This is a genomic window from Lacticaseibacillus casei DSM 20011 = JCM 1134 = ATCC 393, from assembly GCF_000829055.1.
GTDB lineage: Bacteria > Bacillota > Bacilli > Lactobacillales > Lactobacillaceae > Lacticaseibacillus > Lacticaseibacillus casei.
In genome coordinates, this window is sequence record NZ_AP012544.1 from 1,798,003 (window position 1) to 1,816,608 (window position 18,606).

An 18,606-nucleotide genomic window follows, 5' to 3' on the forward strand; every position below is an offset into this window, starting at 1 on the left:
ATGGTTCACGTTATCATGTCTTGTTTCTAACGGCAACCGGCTCTCACCCGGTTTTAACTCAATTTTCAGCTTTGCGGATGTCATCGACTAAACTAGCCGTGTCAAAGTGCTGCTTTAAAAACGGTTCGTCATCGGTTGGCAGGTGTAACTGAAAGTCGCTAAACTTTTGTAAAAATAATTCGCCACTGTCGAGCTCAAATCCGAGAATGTGCCCGCCCATGTGATGATCAGCCGACAAAAAGTGCAAATGGAAACCCGGCGATACCACACCGGCATAAAGATCCGGTGAAAAGTACCCGATCAGCGTGCCTTTGACGTTATCGGCATGGAATTCTTTTTGGCCCGAAGCCGTCTCTGTCAACGTCGGATAAGGAGGTTGTTGCGGCAACACAGCGCGCGTGTGCATTTGCGTGAAGGTACCTTCGACCCGAACTGCCGCAAAAAGATTGCTCGTTTGTAACCGATCAAGAACCGCTTTCTGAAATCCGGTCAGATCCAACCCCTGAAGCTTCCCGGCCGAAACATCGGCTTGATAATGAACATTCGCAAACGGCACTTTCTCATCCGCTGCAACTTCGCGAACGGTACCTTGTGCGTTAACCTGATAAACTTTGCCGGCTTGAATAATCAACTCGCCATCAAGGCCGGTCAACGTGCCAATACCAGTGTCACCATGTTGCAACAACGCTTCAATTGTCTGCGTTCCGGCAAACAAACCAGGCACTAACATTGCCAGTGTCCCATGTTGATACAATCGATCCGTTTCCAAAAAGAAGTCCCTCCTTTTGCGCAGGGTTGGGCCTGCAGCCGCCCAGAATCAACCTGCCGCCAACGATTAATAAATCTGGTCAGGCAGCATTGCCGCGCCGAGTTCCGCATTATCGGAATAATCGACCGGAATGTCAACCAGCACTGGCCCTTTAGTCGCAAACGCTTCATCAAGCACCTTGCCAAGTTCACTCGGTTTATTGACCCGCAGACCCTTGGCACCAAAAGCTTCTACATACTTCACAAAATCAACCGGACCAAAGTCGACACCTGCTGCCCGACCATATTTCATCTCTTCTTGGAATTTTACCATATCATAATGGCCATCGTTCCAAATAATATGAACCAAATCAGCCTTCAAACGAACGGCTGTTTCTAGCTCTTGCCCCGAGAAAAGGAAGCCGCCATCGCCTGACACCGAAACTGCTTTTTTGCCCGGACGTACCAAAGTCGCCGCCATCGCCCAAGGTAAAGCAACCCCTAGCGTCTGCATCCCATTGGAAAACAGCAAGTGGCGCGGTTCGTAACTCCGAAAATGGCGGGCCATCCAGATATAGTGACTGCCGACGTCCACAGCAACTGTCATGTCGTCTGTCACACGTTTTTGCAATGCGGCTACAATACTGAGCGGGTGTAAGACTTTTTGATCTGAGAGGGCTGGCGGAACATCACTTTCCTGTAATTTGGCCTGTAACTCTGTGAGATACTGCTTGCTTTCAGGCGCAACCTGATAACCCCGCAGTAACGGGACTAAAATATCGAGCGTCTGGGAAATATCACCAATCAGCTCTGTTTCTGGCTGGAAGTTGTGATCGATTTCCGCTGGTACATCGTCAATGACAATGATGCGCGACTTGCCATCCGCGTTCCAGTTACGTGGTTCATATTCAACCGGATCATAGCCGATCGCAATGACAAGATCGCTGTGTTGCAATAACATATCCCCCGGTTGGTTGCGGAACAAACCCACCCGGCCAAAGAAATTGTCGATTTGGCGATGGGAGATAATACCTGCACCTTGGAAGGTTTCAACAACCGGCAACTCGGTGACTGACAACAACTCGCGAATCTCTTCGGTTACGTCGCTTGATGACGCGCGCATTCCCAAAAGTAAGACAGGCAGCGATGCCTCTTTAATGGCATGCGCCAGGTAAGTCATATCACTAGGACTTGCCGGCCCTAACTTTGGCGCCACCAGCGGCTTAATCGGTTCCGAGTTCACCGGTGAATCAGTGACGTCTTGAGGAATCGACACGAAGCTTGCCCCTTGCTTGCCGGATTCCGCGGCTTGATAAGCATTGGCAATGATTTCACTAACATTGTCCGGATCCTGCACTTCAGCGGCATATTTGGTAATCGGCGCAAAGAGATCGGCATTACGCATGCTTTGGTGGGAACTACGCAACAGATCCGCCCGCTTTACCTGACCAGACAAAGCCAAAACCGGATCCCCTTCAGCGGTTGCGGTCACTAGGCCAGTTGCCAGGTTTGAAGCACCTGGTCCGGAAGTTGTCAGGACAACGCCGGGTTTGCCAGTCAAACGCCCGATCCCGGCAGCCATGAACGCAGCGTTCTGTTCATGCCGTGCCACGATTAATTGCGGACTCTTTTCTGATTTGGGATGCTCCAAGGTTTCAAAAACCCGATCGATTTTGGCGCCGGGGATACCGAAAACATAATCAATCCCGTGATTTGCCAAACTTTCGACAATTAAATCTGCGCCATAGCGCTTCTCTTCTGCCATTTCGCCACTTCCTAAATTATTGATGTGTTTCATAATACGCTTTTTGTGTTCCGTTTCAAGCCTAGTTTTTTTTTTGAAAAACACTGACTAAACAGAAATGTTCTGTTACATATTTTTCATCAATCTGTATCAATTATAAAATTGGTCGAGTCGGTCGGGAGTCACTTAGCTGATGTTTTTTAGCATCATCTTGATTTTAAACGAAACGGCATAAACTTTGCTTAAAAACTGCTCACAAAGTGCCGCGGGGACGGGTCAGATTATTTGTTTGCTTACAGGTGTTCTATTTTAGGGCAATTAACGGCCAAACTCTGGTTTCTATAACGCGCTCACCGGCCCAGAAGCCTGCACATAAGGACCTCGAGCCAAAATGGCCAAAGACCAGCCATTTTGGCTCGAGGTCCTTATGCTCCGACTTCTTACCGCGCCGGTTCACGCTCATCAAAAAAGCACCGCCATAATAGGCGATGCCAACTTAATCATACAACTTCCAAATAACGACTGCTTTCAAGACTGCATGGAACGACTGATTTTGCCGATGCCGGTCTTGGGGTCTGTCATTTTCATATTAAAACCGAATTTCGTGAAAATGTGCCGTAACTTAGCTAAGTTAACTTTGTCAAACGAACTGATCGTGCCGTCGACTAAACCGATGTCGGCTTTCATTGCCAGGTTAAGAAATGCTTTTAACGCCAGCTGTGCCAAACCCAGATTCTCAAAATCGTAAAAAGCCAGCCGACTTTCAGAACCCAATGTCTCCAAGACGGTGATGTGCATCACATTATCCCAGCGATTGGTTTCAAACAGGAGCTGTGCTTGATAATCCGCTTTTGAATGGCCATACTTGTCAACATTTTCAAATGGTGTGTAGACGTAAATCGAGTTCGTTTTTTGCTTTTGTTCGTCGGATTTAAAGTCAGTGAACACAATATATTGGCTCACTTTCTTTTGCGCCGGATCCTGCGGCTGATTCATGCTTGACAACACGGTGAACTGCGGATCGGCTTCGATTGCTGCAAGCCGCTTCTTATAGGCCTGCTGGTACTCTGTTTGCACAGTCATTTTGAAACCTCCAGACTATTACTCGTTTTTCATTATAGCATTTTTCAATCCGATGCCTATACAAAAGAAAAAAACCGCGTTGAATTCACCCGGCTTTCAAAAACTGATTAAAGAAAATCCTCATTTTTCAAACTGTTTCGGCAAAAGTCGAAAGTATTGTTCATCGCGCGGCTGGTGCTCGGTTAACCCTCGTGGCAATGGCACCTCAAACTGAAAAACAAAGCCTAATCTTTTTAATAAATGAATGGAAGCTTGATTGCCGGGGAAAACGCCTGCCCAGATGGCCTTGATGCCATGAGCAAATTGATCAGCGATGACAAGCTGCAGGCCCTCGCGCATAAGTCCTTGATACCAAAAATCCGGATTAAGGATATACCCGATCTCACGCGTCATGTCATCCCCTGTTTCCGGCGACAAGGCGCGAGGATAGACCCCAATGTTGCCAATCACATGCATTTGGTAAACCAACGCCAGATCCTGCTGCTCGCGGGCGAAGCGTTGAACATGATTGGCCGCCGCCTCCCGCGTCAGTAAAGGTGTCATACCCGCGGCCATGGTCACCTGCTTCAGTCTGGCATAAGCAAAATAATCATCCGTATCTGCCAGTACAAAAGGGCGAACTGTCACCCGTGGTCCTTGTAACATGGTTCCTCCCCCTGACGCTTGTCTCATTTAGTGGAAAATTTTTTCCGTTTATTGAGATGAACGTCCTTCCCATTTGAATTAAAGCCCGTATTTTCTTCGTCAACAAACTTTTTATCTTTTCATATTATCGAGTATTCGTCACGCGAAGACAAGCCCCGCTCATTGTGGCTCATGCGATCGCGCAACCATGCACAAGCATTTTATGCTGGATGAATGTTACTTATCGGTAAAATAAAGTTGTTATCTAAAAATAATTCAATATAACAATCAGACAAGGCGATGCTCGATTTACTAGCAAACCTCACCCGCGTCTGACAGGCAGCGATAAATGTGATCGCACTCGGTGGCACCTGTTGCCACCTACATATTACAGACAAAAGGTGAGGACACATGAAAAAGCTTGTACGTAACATTTTGTTACTTTTTATATTCATGGCTTTTATCTGGCCGCTTCGAGCTATCAACGCTGCTGCTGCGCCAAAATTCACCGTCACGCCGATCTTACCGGCTAATCAACGTCAGACAGTTACTGGCTATTTTGACTTGGAGGTCCAACCCGATCAGCAAGAAGACTTACAATTGCGGATCGCCAATCAAACTAATGAAACCCAAACCTATACGCTCGCTGCAAACCCCGCTTACACCACCAATAGTGGCATGATCGCCTTCGATCAGAGTCGGCCGTCGTTAGATCAAAATGCCATTCGCCTGAATACGTTGATTAAGGGACCGGCCTCGGCTACGATTGCCGCGGGAAGCAATCAGGTGGTCACCTACCATTTGCATTCCCCAACCACGCATTTTATTGGCATTATTTCTGGTGGCTTTTATGTGTTGCAAAAAGGCGACACAGCGGCGACGTCATCAACTGGCGGCGTCCGATTCACAGATCAGTTTGCAATTGGCATCCCAATCATCTTACGACAGGATCTGAAAACCCCTAATCCGCCACTGTTGGAACTCACAAAAGCCAGTATTGGGACTGCCAACCATTATCCGGTAGTGAACGCCAACATTCATAATCCTTCAAGCAATCAGTTTGGCGAAATCGCCACTGATTATGCGCTACTCCCAACAGGCGGGACTAAGGCAGTGCTGACAGGACACTTTGCCGGCTTGGCGGTTGCGCCGCATTCCCGCTTCATGCAAAGCATGCCACTAAATGGCAAGCAATTGCCGGCCGGATCTTATACCCTAAAATGGACGGCAAAATCCGGTTCGTATACTTGGACCAAGCAGGTTAACTTTCGGTATAACGGCCACCTGCCGAGCAATGCCATCGTCTCCCGGCCGCAGACCCCTGCTGCGTCGCAAAATAGTTTAGCTCTTCCTTGGATTATTGCCGGTATCGCAACGGGCTTGCTCATCATTATTCTGGGTATTTGGCGCTGGACGGTCGTTCGACACAAGCAAAATCAGTAGAAAAGCGTGCTGTTACCGCATGTTTGGCTTATGATAAAGGTAGCGCACAGGCACCGGCCTCAAGGCATCATGGTTTTAGTGATTGCTTAAGGCCGGTTGTATTGACTGCCGCATTATTGAAACATGGTAGCGCCAAGAACGCGTCCGCAGTGCTGTTTATTGCCGGAGATTTAGCAAAACTGTCCGGGTTTTGTTTGCGCGCTCGGTAACCGCGCTGGCTCGCGCTCACCATAACGCGTTCGGTGGCGCAGAAGCCTGCGTGTAAGCGCGCCACCTCACGCTCACCATGTTTGAAGGAGGAGTTTCCCATGTCAAATAACCGCATGCTTGGTAATGAATTTCAAACCGCTTATGAAGATGCCGGCGGGACGGATATTTTAAAGTTTTTGGCGGATGTCAAACAGGCTTACCGCTGCATTAGCGATCTGACCGCGCGTATTACGGCGATGCCGGATTCGGTCAAGACCGAGTCGGTTCCGCAGCTCTTGGTTCAGCAATTGGATCAGACCACGTTTGCTGAAAGTTCCGTTCGCAAATGGGAAGATGATTTGCGGCGATTTGCTGCTTATTTAACGCCGCTGGAACCGCCAATTGCGATTCTTGACAGCTGGGACACGCTCACCGATTTTCTCGAAGCCAACCAGGCATTGCTAAGTTCATTGCAGAATGTGCCGTTATTGCACCAAGACACACAGGATGTCAAAACGGCCACTCAGCTGCTGGTTTATCCGGCCGAACCGCTTTTTCAAGTTGTGCAGGCCGATACCGGTGAAAGTGACGCCATTGATTTACCCGGGTTAACGGCTGCTGATCCCGATGGTGTGGCTGAAATTGCCAAAACCCATGGCGTGACGCCGCTTGCCGCCTTTACGGTTCAGCCTTGATTTTGCCCTGTCAATCCTGTATGCTTGACAGGTTAAATCATGAAAAAGCGAGGTGCTGAAAGATGCGGAACAATATCATCTTAGGTAACAATGAAACCGGCGAACGTATCTATTTAACTTCTAAGAACAAGCGGAACACGCCTGATCGTCTGCAGCTCAAGAAGTATTCACCAAAGTTACGCAAACGTGTGGTCTTTACCGAAGTGAAATAGTCTATAAGCCGTCAAACGTCAAAAAAGTACCTTCTTACCGAGATTGTCGGCAAGGAGGTACTTTTTTGACGCCTAGCATCATTTTTCGGTCAATAGTGTCTCAAACAAAGACGGAATGGGCAGCGCCGCGTGAATTTGCTTTTTTGAAAATGGATCGACAAAGCTTAAACGCGTGGCCTGTAACGCCTGATGGTCAATCAAAGTGCTTGGTTGACCATAAAGCCGATCGCCAATGAGCGGGTGACCGAGACTGGCAAAATGGACGCGTATTTGATGAGTGCGGCCGGTTAGCAGTTGCACATCAACAAGGGTGTTGGTCGCCATTTTCAGGATCTTATACCTGGTTTGAGCTGGTTGCGCGGCATCGGTAATGATTCGGTGAATCCCATCCGCCCCCAAGCCGATAGGAGCATCAATCTCGCCTTCTGATTTCGTGAGCTGACCACTAACAACGGCGACATACTGTTTTTCCAACGTTGCGTGTTGCGCCTGATCAAAACGGCCTTGCGCGTAAGGGTGCTTGGCTGCCAGGACAAGTCCAACAGTATCGCGATCCAGCCGAGTGATGATGGCTGGCTGCGGTCCAGTGATGCCCTGTTGCTGCAAATACCACACGATCCGATTTAACAAGCTATGATTAGGTGCATGCGGGCCGGGAACACTGGTCACGTTGGCTGGCTTGGCTACGATTAGCCAGTTGTCGTCTTCGTATAGCACATGAAGCGGCACCTTTTCCGGCGTAACCGTTTTGGTGGTTGGAATCGCAAAGCGCACGACCTGCCCAGCGTTAATCGCAATATTGCCGACCGCCTGACCATCCACCCACAGAAGCCGATCACTCAGCATCTTTTTGAATAAGCGATGGCTAACGCCTTGCTTGGCCAACAGACGTTTAACCGTGGTGGTGGCTGTCGCTTTTGAATCAAATGTATATCGCATGGTTTTCCCTTCGTCATGACCAGCATTTCTGCGCCTTAAAGCCGAACGAATTTTTTGGAAAGTTTGCATTCAAACGGCTTTTGGGACTATGGTTAGAGTATAACTAATGTACAAGAATAAGGAGGAACAGGCAAATATGCAAGTAGAAAAAGATGTGATTTACGATGAGGCCCATAATTTACCCGCTGATATTTATGTGCCAGAGGATGCCAATGGTGCGGCCATCGTGTATGCCCACGGCGGCGGCTGGTTCCGTGGAGATAAGAAAAATGAAGATGATTTAGGTGAATATTTTGCCAATGCCGGTTATCTCGTGGCGATTCCCAATTTTCGCCTAGCACCGAAGTTTTTGTATCCGACAGCGCAAAACGATTTCGATCATTTTGTCGACTGGCTGCTTGCTTCCCCTTATGACTTCGATCGCAAACGTCTGGGCCTGTTAGGTGCCAGTTCAGGCGGTACCATGGTTTTGCAAAACAGCCTATCTTCCGGCTATCCCGTGGTTGCGTGGTCACCGGTTGTCGACTTTGCCAATTGGGTTCAGAAAAATCAAATGGTGAAAGCATCGGTTGATGCCAAAAGTGAATTTGGTCTCACTGAGATTCATGAAATCCACGATGCTTTTTATAAGTACTTTATTCAAACATATTTAGGCGGCCTGGATCCGCGGCTGTTAACAGCGGTCAATCCAACGAATCATTTGACCGACCAACTCGGGCCAACGTTGCTCTTTAACTCCGCAGATGAGCTAATGCCTCTGCCAAGTGCCTTACATTTCGTGCAACAGGCAGCTATGTTTGGCCGTGACATTTCATTGCATGTGGTGCCAGGTACCGGTCATGCACGCGACTACACCAGTTTCGCATTACCTGAAACCAAGGGCTTCCTTGATGATCATCTCTTTACCAGCGTTGAAGATAAAACGCTCAATAAGGCGACAGATTAAGTTTTTATTTGTAAAATCGGCGAGTTGCCAAATTAAAAAATCGTCTCCGACGTCATACAGACGCTAGAGCCGATTTTTTTATGTCTTTATGTTTAAGCGTTATGGCCGAAGTATCAGTGGGGTGGTCGCTCCCGGTGCAACCCACTGAAGACCGCCGTTTACCGGCACCAAATAAATGGCATCTGCGGCAACATCGGTCGGCGTCAAAATCATGCCGTTCCCCTTTGGCGTTGCTGTGTAACCTGAAGTTGTTTTCACGCCAGCTTGGGAAATGGTCATCTGATCACCGATAATCGTCAGTGTCACGTGCTCATTGTGCCATGTGCCAATGTAAAACGGTGCTTTAACTGTGGGCTGACTGGTTGCTGAAGACGCTATTGCACTAGATGAATTGACAGCATCAGTTGAAGTGCTGGCAGTCGTAGTGGCCACATCCGTTTTAACTGAAGTCGTCACACTCGTCTCACTTTTACTTTCTGATGTACTGACTTGCGCGCTAGTCTGACTGGTCAGTGATTGATGCGTCGCTGCTTTTGTTGACGCAGTTCCGGCATCTGCCGTTCTTACCTCACTTTTAGCACTGACTTGATGCTGATAAAACGCGGCGCCGGAAAGTCCGCCAAGTGTTACCAAGGCTGCTGCTATCATCATCCATTTCTTCATGTCAACCACTCCCACTCAAACCTGATCAGCATTTTGCTTCTTTCAACATTTTTAGTCTAGCATGCAGATCATTCTCAATGTTACAAAAAGATGTCAAAGCAAACAAATCTTAATATTTACAAGGCTTTGGCATGTCATCTTTTTGTAACTTAGTAAAAATAGTACGAATAGCTTGCAAAAGCAAACATATGTTCGTAAGATTGTTCTGAGGTGATTTGAATGACGTATGAAGATAAAATCGGCGAGCAAAAGTTTGCGGCGTTGGTCGACGATTTTTTTGCCAATCGATATATCGACCGTGGCATGCGCAAGTGGCAAGGCTATTACCTCTCCGACCATACCGCAGCGTTAAAAAAGCAGGCAAAGGCCGAAAGTGTCACCTATCCGCCGCTTTCTTTACAAGAGCAGCCTTATATTCGCATGATTTTGTTGCGCGCTTATGCTGAAGGCCAATCCGTCACCCTTCAGCTTGATTTGCAAACACCAAATGGCCAGATGTTGCCGCCAATCACCGGCAAAGTGGCCGGATTAAGCGATAGCGATGTGGTCAATGTCGACGGTCAAAACATCAGTATCGACATGATTCGGCATATCGATTTGATTCCTTTTCCGGTTTGAATCAAAAACGGCGCCCGCAATTACCACGAGTGCCATGCTTTAGCTTCTTATTTTGGAAACTGAATAATCTGGTCACGCTGGCTGGCTTCCCAGGAGCGTCAATGCGTCAAAAAAGTATGCCAGACTCAGATAATCGGCCGTACCGCCCGGGCTCAGATTCAGGGTGATCATTTCGGCGTTCAAGGTGCGCAAGGCATTGGGTAACTGCGTATCGGAAACATGCAACAACGTCTTCGCCGCATCCTGAACAAATCGCAAACCGGCCGGACCGCCGCGATGCAAAAGATTGGCATCTTCAACTTGCGCCATCAAATGCACCATTAAGCGCAGATAACGCAAATCGCCCTGTGTCGTCGTCTGTCGCAGATATGGCAACATGTGCTCACGAATGGTTGGATAACCGGCCAAAGCCTCACCACGGACTCCTGTGACGCCGTGTTTCACATATAAAGCTTCGCCGTGGCTTAGCTGCGCTTTGTCACCTAAATGGCGAAAATCGCCGGCGACACCTTGTGCAACTTGCGCAACTGCCGGAAAAAGCGGCGCAAATTCCGCCGCCGCCAAATCATGCAAGGAATTCTGCTGCAACAACCAGCCAAGTGCACCTAATAAAAAGCCAAAAGAAAAGTTGGCACCACGATGCGTATTGACGCCGTGCGTTGCCGTCAGCATGGCACTTTCTGCGTCCATGCCAATCGTACGCAACTCCTGATAAAGTTGCGGCACTGTTTTAGCTGCCAGACCAGCATGCAGGTATTGCGTGAAATAAGGTGCCAATGCGTCAATGCTGGCCTCAAATGTGGTGACATCCATATCCCTGTGGGCCCCGTTAGACTCGGGATCGACTAAACCTGGCTTGGGCGTAAGCAGCACTTCCGCATGTAAACTGTTCACCGCTGCTTGAGCGATAAGTTGTTCATTCAATGTGTTTGGCCTTCATGACTTTTAGAATATATTGCAATGAGTGTTCGAGATGTTCTCGAGTGATGAGCTTGATCTGATCGTCATCCCGATTTAACATGCCGCGATAAAGCAGCCAATGTTCCTGAATCGCTAAATTCCGCCGATCATCACCATTAATACTAATATCACGAAAATAAATCAAATAATTTTGCAGCTGATTGACAATCATTTTCAACCGCAGCATGTGACTCGCATCATAAATAAAGTTGTTAAATTCGGTAAACTTTGCCATGACTTCCGACACTCGTCCTGCATCGTTTAGGCGATCCGTTTCTTCCAAAAGCGCCCGCATCTGTTTAAATTGGTCAGGCGTCATCAAGCGCATGGCCTTGCGAATCGCTAAAACATCCAATTCCTTGCGAATGTCAAAAATCTCGTATGCATCATTAATCGAAATACCCTTCACAACAACCCCAATACCGGTTTTGCGTTCGACCAGGTCCTCTTCATCCAGACGTTCAAGCGCATAACGAATAGGTGTGCGGCTAATGTTGAGATTTTCGGATAGATTCTTCTCGTTAATCCGTTCACCGCTGGGTATTTCACCCAGCAAGATGGTTTTGCGCAACGCTTCGTACACCGCTTCTTTAATCGGCCGGTTCTGTGAAAGATCCAAATTTTTCTTAACGGCTGGCACCACTTCATTCATCGTTCGTTCCCCCTCGTCCTGAGGGCCATTATACCAAAAAAAGCCGTTAACTAGTCGGTTAACGGCTTGACCCATGTTTCTTCCAGCGAAAATCGATTTATCCGCTAAATGGCACAGGTCATGAAACTCAGTTATGGGTAGGATCAAACGTCAAATCAACTGTTTGAACCGGAACATCGTAGAATGGATCTTCACGCCGACCTAAAAAGTCCTTGGCTTGATCAGGGAACAAAGCAAAGCTCAAAACGTCTTCTTCTGAATGAGCGTATTTGGCGATTGCTTTACGGAATCTCGGCATTTGCGGCTCGATTAAATCAGCCGGACGTGTCGTCACGATTGATGCATCACCGATGATTTTCTTGGTCATTTCCGGAGAAATCGGTACAGGCGGGCGACCATAGAGACCGCGAACATAATCTTTGATTTCTTTTGGAATCAACTTATAACGCTCACCGCTCATGACATTCATCAAGCTCTGGGTGCCGACCATTTGTGATAATGGCGTTACCAGCGGTGGGTACCCTAAGTCGGCGCGGACGCGAGGAACTTCTTTTAAAACATCCCCGTATAAGGATTCCTGCCCTTGATCCTTGAGTTGAGCCAGCAAGTTAGACAACATTCCGCCTGGCACTTGATAAATCAATGACTTCGGTTCAACATCCTTGACCCGCGGGTTTAGCTGTCCAGAATCGCGGAATCGATCACGAATCGGGGCAAAATAACTGGCAATGTCACTCACTGTATCCAGCTTGACGTCGGTCGGATAACCGAGATCCTGCAAAGCTACCAACATTGATTCAGTCGCTGGCTGACTGGTACCGCCGGCAAATGGGGAAACGGCGGTATCAATGATGTCAGCCCCTGCGCGCACGGATTCGAGATACGTCATTTCGGCCATGCCTGCGGTTGCATGCGTATGCACCTCAAGCGGCACAGTGATCTCCTGCTTAATGCCGGTCACGAGATCAAAAGCTTTCTGTGGCGTCAAAATGCCTGCCATGTCTTTGATCGCAATCGAATCGGCACCCATATCTGCCATTTCCTTGGCTAATTTGATGAAGTAATCAACCGTGTGGAACTCGCTGGTGGTATAACTAATCGCCAGTTGTGCGTGACCGCCAGCATTCTTGGTAGCTTCAAGCGCGGTCTTCAAGTTACGCGTGTCATTTAAGGCATCAAAGATCCGAATAATGTCAATGCCGTTTTCGACCGACTTTGTGACAAAATCGGTGACAACATCATCAGCGTAATTTTTATAGCCCAGTAAATTTTGGCCTCGCAACAGCATCTGCAGCTTGGTATGCTTCACAGCTTGACGAATCTTGCGCAGACGTTCCCACGGATCTTCGTTCAAGTAACGGAGGCAGGCATCAAAGGTGGCCCCACCCCACATTTCTAACGAATGATAACCGGCAGCATCCATTTTGCCTAAAATTGGCAGAATGTCGCTTAACGGCATCCGCGTGGCGATCAGACTCTGCTGGCCATCACGCAACACGGTTTCCATAAATTGGACTTTTTGTTTAGCCATGTGTGGTCCAACCCTCCTTTATGATTGCTTCAACCACTTGTTGAACTTCAGGCAGCCCGTGACGACGTGATCGAGCACAGGCCTTGGCATCCCCGCCGCAAACCAAGCAGGTGCGCGGTGGCAAGTCAAGATCAGCGCGCGAAATCTGATGCAGTTTCCCGTCTTTTAACGTCACCACGTCCAAATCTAGCAGATCGCAAAAACGCTGTTGCTGCTCAAAACCGACCATCAAGCGTTTCAAGGTGATCGGTGACAGCCGAACTGCTAAATAAGCTTCGGGGCCAGTTGCCAAGGCTTCGATTTGGCTTTCCTGCACTGCTTCACCCAGTTGATCCTCTAGCGCTTGCATTGCCGCCGAAAAGACTGCGACCACTCGCTGGCCAGTCTTAACCGGACCTGGAATTCGCAAAGTCACATGCAACAAAACGGTTTCGGGATGAGCGGTCAACCATTCACGTTCCTTGACGATCCTGGCATCTTTAGCTGCGAGCATTTGCCCGAGATCAACTTGTGGACCGTCCAAAACTGACAACTTAAACATTGTGGACCACATCGATCAAGGTACCATCCCGATATTCGATCAACGCAACGACCTTGTCACCATATTGAATCGGTTCCGGCGTTCCGGTAATCTTGTATGCCATTTCTTTAAGCGCTTCAATCGAAAATTGTGGCACTTTCAATTGCTTGAACATTTCAATCAAGTCTGGCCGATCTGGGTTGATCGCCACCCCGACTTCGGTGACCACGACATCAACGCTGGCGCCTGGCGTCACGACCGTATTGACATTTTCAACAATTGTTGGAATCCGGCCCCGAACCAGTGGCGCGATGACCATACTCATTTTGCAGGCAGCACTTGTATCACTGTGACCGCCTGATGCTCCGCGAATAATCCCGTCAGAACCTGTGATAACGTTGACATTAAAATCGGTATCGATTTCCAATGCTGACAAAATAGCGATGTCAAGCTGGTTAATCACAGCACCCTTGCTTAGTGGCGAAGCATACATATTGGCATCGATTTCGTAATGATCGGCGTTTTCTCCAAGCGAAACCGCTGAAGGATGGTCAAAGTCTTGGACATCGATGATCTTTTCAACGAGTCCTTCTTTCAGGAGTTCAACCATGGAATTGGTAATCCCACCTAGTGCAAAGCTTGCTTTAATGTCTTGCTTCAGCATCGCTTCCCGCAAGAAACGGGCAACGGCAAGTGATGAGCCACCTGTACCGGTTTGGAAGGAAAAACCATTTTTAAAGTAAGCAGACTTGGTAATTACTTCTGCGGCATATTCCGCAATTTTTAATTCTTTAGGATTCTTGGTGAAGCGGGTCGCCCCTTTGGCAATGCCGGTTGGATCACCAATAGAATCAACCTGAACCATATAGTCAACGTCGGTTTGCGGGATACTGATCGGCGTATTCGGGTAAGGGACCAGACTATCCGTAATAGCAACGACTTGATCGGCATACTTGGCATCAATCATGGCATAACCTAAGGAACCACAAGTTGCTTTTCCTTTAGTGCCATTGATGTTGCCGTATTCATCACTGCTTGGTGCACCGAGAAAGGCCACGTCAATGTGAATATCGCCGCGTGCGATCGCCCGCGCCCGACCGCCATGGGAACGAATCACAACTGGATTTTCCATGATGCCACTGGAAATAGCGGCACCGACTTTGTCACGCAAGCCAGAACTGGTGATGTTGGTGACCACGCCATTTTTAATGTGCTCAATGAGCGGTTCGTGCACGTTGGCAATTGAACTTGGTGCAATCGAGAGATTCTTGATTCCCATTTTGGCAATTTCTGCCATGACCATGTTCATCACATAATCGCCTTCGCGAAAATGGTGATGGAATGAAATGGTCATGCCGTCTTTTAAGCCAGTGGCGACAATGGCGTCGTGAATCGAAGCAACCAATTTACTATGATCGGGCTTCACCGGCTTGATGTGCCGCGCATGTTCATCATAAGGCCGAATATTGGCAAACTCGCCACCATAAACCCCATACTGATCGGCGTATGGTGCCGGAATCTCACGATTAAGCTTATTCTTGACCATCAGTCTACCTCCATTCCTGATGCCTTAGCGAGCGCAATCGTATATTGAGCCCGTTCGACCACTGGCTTATCAACCATTTGACCATTGACAGAAACAACGCCGGCCCCTTTGGCTTCAGCTTCTTTCAAACCGGCAACAATTTCGCGGGCTTTTTGTACTTCAGCCAACGCCGGAGCAAAGACACTGTTAATCACTGGAATTTGCCGCGGATTGATAACTGATTTGCCGTCAAATCCGAGTTGCTTAATTAATTCGGTTTCATGCCGCAAGCCTTCTTCGTTGTCGACTTGCGTGTAAACCGTATCAATAGCAGAAATACCGGCTTCTCTAGCTGCGTGCAGAATATAGTTACGGGCAAAAGACAATTCCGCCCCATCAGCAGAACGGTGCGTATGCTGACTGGTTAGATAATCCTCCGCACCAAGTGCAATACCGATCATGCGTGACGAAGCCTTCGCAATCTCGCGCGCATTCAGAACACCTTCCGCGGATTCAATTGCGGCCATCATATGCGTGGTACCCACTTCAATACCATATTTTTCTTCAACCGCCGTGATCACAGCATCGACATCGCGAATATCCTGTGCGGTTTCCGTCTTCGGCAACCGGATCACATTAATGCCACCAAGTACCATGGCTTCGACATCCTGATCGCCACCAGCATCAAGCGCATTGACGCGGACAACTGTTTCGACGCTGCTATAGTCAAAAGTTTTCAAAGCTGAGTACACCAACATCCGGGCCGTATCTTTTTCTTTTAATGAAACGGCATCTTCAAGATCAAACATGATGGCATCCGCACCGTAAATGGGGGCATCGCGTAACATTCCCGGGTTAGCCCCTGGGACAAACATCATGGTTCTTCTTAATTTATCCATGCGTTGATCTCCTCCCAGTCAAATGTCTTGTTATCCGCTGCACGGTAGGCTGCCGCAATGGTCCGTGCTTTGATGGTACAATCCAAAGCACCTTTGTCGTTTGCTTCTACCGCAACCCCTTCGATACCCAATTTTGTCAAAGTTGCTGCGATCACGGCACGGATCTGCTCGCCAAACTGCTTTTCAACACTGCTTTGCAGTTGGATCGTGGTGCCGCTATCGGCAGGGGCCAGCGTGATTTGGATATCACTTGACTCTAATGTCCCAGCCGTTGCGGGATGATTAATTTTCATGAGTTGATCGCTCCTTTATTTCTGTATAAACCTCCGGATAAACCAGTTGTTCGACCATGGCCCAGTCATGGTGCTTGATCGCGGCACGAACACGGGTGGCGCTGACAACCGAACCGCCAATCGTCAAACGCGGCACCACAATTAATTCAATGTCATCAGCAAAAGTCGCTGCCAATTGCTGATTGTAAATCGCCGTGACCGGCGAAAGCGGTTCTTCGCCAACATATCGCCGGGTGATGCCAAGAATCGGGGCAATGCGTTGTTTAAAAAGTGCCGCGTCTAGTCCGGCTTGCGCGGTCGCAATCGCCGCATCTGCCCGATCCTTGAGAAAGTAACTTGGAAACGTGGTACTGGAGACCATGTAGTCCTGTGTCGGCAAAACCACCACGTTGGACCAGCGTGCTGCCACCTTTTTGACTAAGGCCAGACGCTCTGTTGCCGTGAACATCGATCGTTCAGCTGATAAGACAAAAACGTAAACAACTGCATTATTCTTTGCTGCTTGTTCGATTAAATAGGCGTGGCCGCGGGTGACCGGATTCGCATTCATCACAATGGCTGCAACAGGCTTTCCCGATTGGCGAGATTCTTCCAGCAGCTTGGTATAATCGGCAAAGTTAGGATAGCCCCGTTCCAATAAAACCACTGAATCGGTGGCCGCCAGCTGTTTAAATCCCAGTGACTGGAAAAACTTCAGCGTGCTCGGTTTGGTATAAACAAAGCTATGCGTGATGGCTTCATCATCCAGCCGATCGAGCAGGGCCGGAATAATTTGCGCCAACAGATTCTCATGTTGAGCTGTCGGTGAAATTGCCACTTCTTTGATAATATTGCCTGACAACGAACCCGTCGCCAGCAAGTCGTCTCCTTCAAAAATGCCAACTGTATAATCGACTTGGCGATCCGGAGTCAAGCCAGCATCAACCAGCAACGTCTGCCAGGCTTCAGCGGCCTGCGGGTTCAAATCGAACCAAATGCGCTTTAACGTCGCCATTTTATTTTACCGCTTTTTTGGCTGGTGCAAATTTAAGCAATAGTTTGGCGACAATGTAGATGATGAATAAAACAATAAACACGCCGCCCATACCTACCAGCATCAATTCACCAGCCTGTTCAACAGCAGTCGGATCAAATTTCATAACGCAAAACCTCCCAAGGGTGTTCAGACTTCTCAACTGACAGGTGCATTGATGTTAAGCACCAAAGAATGACAGCAAAAGACCGCCAGCAATAACCGAACCGATTTGACCGGAAACATTGGCCCCAACGGCATACATCAATACAAAGTTCTGCGGATCTTCATCCGTCGCCATCTTCTGAATGACCCGGCTTGACATCGGAAAGGCCGAGATGCCTGCCGCACCGATCATCGGGTTAATCTTTTCTTTGCGGAACAGATTCAATAGCTTAGCGAAAAGAACACCGCCGACAGAATCCATGATGAAGGCGAAAAGCCCAAACGCAATGATCATCAATGTTTGAATATTCAGGAACTGATCCGCTTGTAATTTAACGGAAATCGTCAGCCCTAACAGGATCGAGACAATGTTGACCAGCTCGTTTTGCGCGGTGTTGGACAATCGATCCAACACGCCACATTCCCTGAGCAAGTTGCCGAACATCAGGAACCCTACTAATGGCAGGGAAATCGGAGCAATAAATCCAGCGATGATGGTGATGATAATCGGGAACAGAATTTTGGTTGTCTTGGAAACCCCTTCTGCGCGATAGGTCATCCGGATGCGACGTTCATGCTTCGTCGTGACTGCTTTGATTGCCATCGGTTGAATGATTGGCACCAACGCCATGTACGAATACGCCGCGACCGTAATGGCCCCCAGTAAATTCGGTGCCAGCTGGTTAGAGACGAAAATGGATGTTGGGCCGTCTGCTGCACCAATGATCCCGATTGACGCCGCCTCTTTAATGTTGAAGCCGAAGAAAACGGCAACGAAGACGGTGGCGAAAATACCGAATTGAGCGGCAGCCCCGAAAAGTAACATAAATGGATTTTGTAACAACGGACCAAAGTCGATCATGGCGCCGATCCCAATGAAAATCAGTAATGGGAAAAGTTCGGTGTTGATGCCGGCTTTGAACAGGACATCCAACACCCCTTCCGTCTTAGTGCCGCCAACAACCTGGGTTAAAACCCCGGTTCCGGGGAAGTTCACCAAAATGGCGCCCAATCCCATCGGAACCAATAATGTTGGTTCGTATTCTTTCTTAATACCCAGATACATCAAGAGCGCACCGATCAGCATCATTGCAATTTGGCCTAGCGTAATGGTTGTGATTCCGTGAATGAGCGCTTCCATACCTT

Annotated in this window: 21 protein-coding genes; 5 read left to right on the forward strand and 16 right to left on the reverse strand. The window is 48.4% G+C overall.

Going from position 1 to position 18,606, the window contains the following annotated elements; all coding sequences use genetic code 11:
- Positions 1–58 precede the first annotated feature (58 nt).
- From budA to LBCZ_RS08855, 4 genes are all read right to left on the reverse strand, one after another.
- Positions 59–769 (reverse strand): acetolactate decarboxylase, encoded by a 711-nt coding sequence (gene budA / locus LBCZ_RS08840; RefSeq protein WP_025013114.1) that lies wholly within the window; start codon positions 767–769, stop codon positions 59–61.
- Positions 770–835: 66 nt separating this feature from the next.
- Positions 836–2,512 carry an acetolactate synthase AlsS gene (gene alsS / locus LBCZ_RS08845; RefSeq protein WP_025013113.1) on the reverse strand — a complete coding sequence of 559 codons (1,677 nt, stop codon included), beginning with the start codon at positions 2,510–2,512 and terminating at the stop codon, positions 836–838.
- A 507-nt stretch (positions 2,513–3,019) separates the two neighbouring features.
- On the reverse strand, positions 3,020–3,574 hold the full coding sequence (locus LBCZ_RS08850; protein ID WP_010491332.1) for a hypothetical protein: 555 nt from the start codon (positions 3,572–3,574) through the stop codon (positions 3,020–3,022).
- A 120-nt stretch (positions 3,575–3,694) separates the two neighbouring features.
- Positions 3,695–4,219 carry a GNAT family N-acetyltransferase gene (locus LBCZ_RS08855; protein WP_039639188.1) on the reverse strand — a complete coding sequence of 175 codons (525 nt, stop codon included), beginning with the start codon at positions 4,217–4,219 and terminating at the stop codon, positions 3,695–3,697.
- Between the two features lie 390 nt (positions 4,220–4,609).
- Here LBCZ_RS08855 and LBCZ_RS08860 point away from each other — a divergent pair, with 390 nt between their 5' ends.
- The 3 genes from LBCZ_RS08860 to rpmG all read left to right on the forward strand — a co-directional run bounded on the left by LBCZ_RS08860 (position 4,610) and on the right by rpmG (position 6,737).
- A complete protein-coding gene (locus LBCZ_RS08860) occupies positions 4,610–5,641 on the forward strand; it encodes a DUF916 domain-containing protein (protein ID WP_025013112.1) in 1,032 nt (343 codons plus the stop codon).
- A 308-nt stretch (positions 5,642–5,949) separates the two neighbouring features.
- Entirely contained in the window at positions 5,950–6,525 is a 576-nt protein-coding gene (locus LBCZ_RS08865; protein ID WP_025013110.1) for a hypothetical protein, read from the forward strand.
- A 62-nt stretch (positions 6,526–6,587) separates the two neighbouring features.
- Complete coding sequence (gene rpmG / locus LBCZ_RS08870) at positions 6,588–6,737, forward strand: 50S ribosomal protein L33 (RefSeq protein ID WP_003566154.1); 150 nt, start codon at positions 6,588–6,590, stop codon at positions 6,735–6,737.
- 78 nt (positions 6,738–6,815) lie between these two features.
- Here rpmG and LBCZ_RS08875 read toward each other — a convergent pair whose 3' ends face one another.
- Positions 6,816–7,676 carry an RluA family pseudouridine synthase gene (locus LBCZ_RS08875; RefSeq protein WP_025013109.1) on the reverse strand — a complete coding sequence of 287 codons (861 nt, stop codon included), beginning with the start codon at positions 7,674–7,676 and terminating at the stop codon, positions 6,816–6,818.
- 136 nt (positions 7,677–7,812) lie between these two features.
- On the opposite strand from LBCZ_RS08875, the gene LBCZ_RS08880 reads away from it, so the two are divergent.
- On the forward strand, positions 7,813–8,622 hold the full coding sequence (locus LBCZ_RS08880; RefSeq protein WP_025013108.1) for an alpha/beta hydrolase: 810 nt from the start codon (positions 7,813–7,815) through the stop codon (positions 8,620–8,622).
- Positions 8,623–8,721: 99 nt separating this feature from the next.
- On the opposite strand, the gene LBCZ_RS08885 is transcribed toward LBCZ_RS08880, so the two are convergent.
- The gene (locus tag LBCZ_RS08885) at positions 8,722–9,285 is read right to left on the reverse strand and encodes a hypothetical protein (protein WP_039639193.1); all 564 of its coding nucleotides are present in this window, start codon (positions 9,283–9,285) and stop codon (positions 8,722–8,724) included.
- Between the two features lie 219 nt (positions 9,286–9,504).
- Here LBCZ_RS08885 and LBCZ_RS08890 point away from each other — a divergent pair, with 219 nt between their 5' ends.
- The gene (locus LBCZ_RS08890; RefSeq protein ID WP_025013107.1) at positions 9,505–9,903 is read left to right on the forward strand and encodes a hypothetical protein; all 399 of its coding nucleotides are present in this window, start codon (positions 9,505–9,507) and stop codon (positions 9,901–9,903) included.
- A gap of 72 nt (positions 9,904–9,975) precedes the next feature.
- Here LBCZ_RS08890 and citG read toward each other — a convergent pair whose 3' ends face one another.
- The 10 genes from citG to LBCZ_RS08940 form a co-directional block, all read right to left on the reverse strand.
- Positions 9,976–10,827, reverse strand: coding sequence for a triphosphoribosyl-dephospho-CoA synthase CitG (citG, locus tag LBCZ_RS08895; RefSeq protein ID WP_025013106.1), 852 nt, complete (start codon positions 10,825–10,827; stop codon positions 9,976–9,978).
- Entirely contained in the window at positions 10,820–11,515 is a 696-nt protein-coding gene (locus tag LBCZ_RS08900) for a GntR family transcriptional regulator (RefSeq protein WP_010491343.1), read from the reverse strand. The genes citG and LBCZ_RS08900 overlap by 8 nt, the downstream gene beginning before the upstream one ends.
- A 127-nt stretch (positions 11,516–11,642) precedes the next feature.
- A complete protein-coding gene (locus tag LBCZ_RS08905) occupies positions 11,643–13,046 on the reverse strand; it encodes an oxaloacetate decarboxylase subunit alpha (protein ID WP_025013105.1) in 1,404 nt (467 codons plus the stop codon).
- Positions 13,039–13,587 (reverse strand): citrate lyase holo-[acyl-carrier protein] synthase, encoded by a 549-nt coding sequence (gene citX / locus LBCZ_RS08910; RefSeq protein ID WP_025013104.1) that lies wholly within the window; start codon positions 13,585–13,587, stop codon positions 13,039–13,041. Before citX ends, LBCZ_RS08905 begins: the two co-directional genes overlap by 8 nt.
- Positions 13,580–15,112: a citrate lyase subunit alpha gene (gene citF / locus LBCZ_RS08915; protein ID WP_025013103.1), complete on the reverse strand. Its 1,533-nt coding sequence runs from the start codon at positions 15,110–15,112 to the stop codon at positions 13,580–13,582. Before citF ends, citX begins: the two co-directional genes overlap by 8 nt.
- A complete protein-coding gene (locus LBCZ_RS08920) occupies positions 15,112–15,990 on the reverse strand; it encodes an aldolase/citrate lyase family protein (RefSeq protein WP_039639195.1) in 879 nt (292 codons plus the stop codon). Before LBCZ_RS08920 ends, citF begins: the two co-directional genes overlap by 1 nt.
- Positions 15,978–16,283, reverse strand: a complete 306-nt coding sequence (gene citD / locus LBCZ_RS08925; RefSeq protein WP_032958725.1) for a citrate lyase acyl carrier protein — start codon at positions 16,281–16,283, stop codon at positions 15,978–15,980. Before citD ends, LBCZ_RS08920 begins: the two co-directional genes overlap by 13 nt.
- Positions 16,273–17,277 (reverse strand): [citrate (pro-3S)-lyase] ligase, encoded by a 1,005-nt coding sequence (citC, locus tag LBCZ_RS08930; RefSeq protein ID WP_025013102.1) that lies wholly within the window; start codon positions 17,275–17,277, stop codon positions 16,273–16,275. Before citC ends, citD begins: the two co-directional genes overlap by 11 nt.
- 1 nt (position 17,278) lies before the next feature.
- Positions 17,279–17,422, reverse strand: a complete 144-nt coding sequence (locus LBCZ_RS08935) for an OadG family protein (RefSeq protein ID WP_032958720.1) — start codon at positions 17,420–17,422, stop codon at positions 17,279–17,281.
- 54 nt (positions 17,423–17,476) lie between these two features.
- Entirely contained in the window at positions 17,477–18,601 is a 1,125-nt protein-coding gene (locus LBCZ_RS08940; RefSeq protein ID WP_039639198.1) for a sodium ion-translocating decarboxylase subunit beta, read from the reverse strand.
- Between the last annotated feature and the right edge of the window lie 5 nt (positions 18,602–18,606).